The organism is Bacillus sp. GbtcB14 (genome assembly GCF_019091205.1).
GTDB classification, from domain to species: Bacteria; Bacillota; Bacilli; order Bacillales; family Bacillaceae_G; genus Bacillus_A; species Bacillus_A cereus_AG.
The window spans coordinates 1-2,267 of record NZ_JAGXJT010000044.1; the positions used below are offsets into that span (position 1 = coordinate 1).

A 2,267-nucleotide genomic window follows, 5' to 3' on the forward strand; every position below is an offset into this window, starting at 1 on the left:
GGCAGTGGAAGGTTCCACGCTTACAATGTGGTCCGGTTCCACATTCAACCGTATAGGTTCTCCGGTGCTGTGACAGGGTGACTCGATGTTGACCGAACGACCGATGAGTGCTGGAAATATAAGTGTGTCAAGGGCGCACCAGGCATATAGTTGCTTCCCATCAACCGTAAAGTGGTGAGGGGTAGGGATAAGGGTAAGACCTAAACCAACGACACGGCCTTGTTCGTCGATTTCCACGCTTGGCAGAGACTGGAGAACTTTCTTCACCTCTTCAACAGGTTTTCCGGTCGTTGTCGCCATATCTTCAATGGTGACAGACTCCCCCCCTGCTAGCATTTGTAACAACGGGCGAAACAGCCACTTCATGGATTCTCCTCCCTCTCCCTTGTTCGACTGTTGGTCAAGTCGGGTTACGATTTCCTGAATTTCAGTTTTCATGTCTTTTTCCTCCTTTGTTATTTTTTGTTCCTATTATTATTTTCGATATTACTTTTCATTACCTAAAAACTCCATTTGTTGGACTAATTGACCGATAAAAGCATCCTTTTCATAGCTTGTCTGATTTTTGAAACTTCATGGGCTCTACCCTATGATAAAAATTTTTTCAATTCGTTTCCAAAAGAGAGAGCTTGTTCCAAAGTCATAATTTCCCCTTGCAATTTTGGATGTTCTTCTTTCCACTTGTTTGCATGCTCAACTGAGCTAAAATAGTGAATTTGTTTACATGTTCCTCCGGCCCATGGAGCCTCAGAATCAAACGGCACTGTCCAGATTACTGTTGAATCAGGAGTTGTTTTTGCTAATTTTCCATTTCGGACAGTTACCTCAATCGGTTCACCTGTGTACGCACAACGGGAATGTATATCGACATCAGCAACCAGAGCAGTTGACAGCTCCAATGTCGATATTGCACACCAGGCAAATAAAGTTCGTCCTCCTAAATGAATCTGGTTAGTAGTCGGTATAATCGATAAGCCCAATGCCCCTACTATTTTTTGATCCGCCTCCCGAACGATCATCTGCCGTTGGGCTAATATCTTCACTACTGACTGAACTGTTTTTGTATTAATTCCCGTTTGATTTATTAAAGAACTTTCTGTAACTGCCTGCCCATCACGAATGGAGAAAAAAATTGTCCGAAGAATAGGCACTGATTCTTTAGGCAGCTTAGCTAACAATAGTTCATAAAATTTTTTGAGTTCTGTTTTATTCTTCATTGTTTAAATCCCTCCATTTGATTGAATGCCTCTTTCGGGGAATCAAGGTACGATTCAATGTGTTTACGCAACTTTTGTAGTTCGTTGATTTGTTCGTCTATCTTGGTCAGTTTATCTTTTAACAAATGTTGTAGATGCGGTTCTATCTCCACCGTATTTTTTTCGAAAATCACTATTAAATCTTTCATTTCCTCCAGTGATACGCCTAATGATCGGAGTTGTTTAATACCATTGATACAAAACACATGCTCTTGGTTATAAACGCGGTAATTACCTTCGCTACGCTTTATAGAAGGCAGTATCAATTCCTTTTCTTCATACAGTCGAATGGCTTTTCGACTGACTCCTGTTTGTTGGGCTAGTTGACCAATCGTTAAATCCTCCATTATCTCCCCCCTTTTCGTTAACTGGAAGACCATCACTGAATTAACTAGAGTTTACAACGTTCACCTTAGGGGAAGGTCAAGTGCAATTTTATAATTTAAATACAAAGTTTAATCAGGAGATAGAAGTAACATCATCTTTAAAATGGTGTTATTGCAACATTTCTATAATAAACTCGACATGAAAACCGTTTCCTTGATACTAGCGAGTATTATATGGTAACCCAAGGCTACCTTCGCGAATGGGTTTGCTTGGGGTAATGTAATTTATACATTCAGATTTTAAAGAATCCTCAATTAAAACAACTTATGGAAATCTATCGTCGGGATGTATGCGAACCCAATCTAACAGAGTTATATCAAATTTTAATTCGTCTTGGTTACACTGTTCCAGCTCCATATAATGCTATTTCGGAATCAAAAACAGTTAAGGAACTAGGAGATATTCAAACGCCTGTTTATAGATGACCAGAAGATACTCATTGGACATTATTTCGCCGTACAGGGATTTATGGACTTTGGAATACTGGGGCAATTTCGAGCCATCGAGCAGACGTAAGTGATGCATTTATTCGTAATTATCATCGTGCAAATCGTTGCACCTAGCCACTGACTCAATGGCTGTTAAAAAGGGATTTATTCCTCTGCCACCATTAGTCATTCCTCG

At 40.1% G+C, this 2,267-nt stretch carries 3 protein-coding genes; all 3 read right to left on the reverse strand.

Features of this window, described 5'->3' with window-relative positions:
• A partial coding sequence (gene merB, locus KVT31_RS29245; RefSeq protein WP_217613697.1) for an organomercurial lyase occupies window positions 1–438 on the reverse strand: 438 nt, incomplete at its 3' end.
• Between the two features lie 149 nt (window positions 439–587).
• Complete coding sequence (gene merB2, locus KVT31_RS29250; protein WP_000792368.1) at window positions 588–1,217, reverse strand: organomercurial lyase MerB2; 630 nt, start codon at window positions 1,215–1,217, stop codon at window positions 588–590.
• The gene (gene merR2, locus KVT31_RS29255; protein WP_000389892.1) at window positions 1,214–1,603 is read right to left on the reverse strand and encodes a mercury resistance transcriptional regulator MerR2; all 390 of its coding nucleotides are present in this window, start codon (window positions 1,601–1,603) and stop codon (window positions 1,214–1,216) included. The genes merB2 and merR2 overlap by 4 nt, the downstream gene beginning before the upstream one ends.
• Window positions 1,604–2,267: the final 664 nt, after the last annotated feature.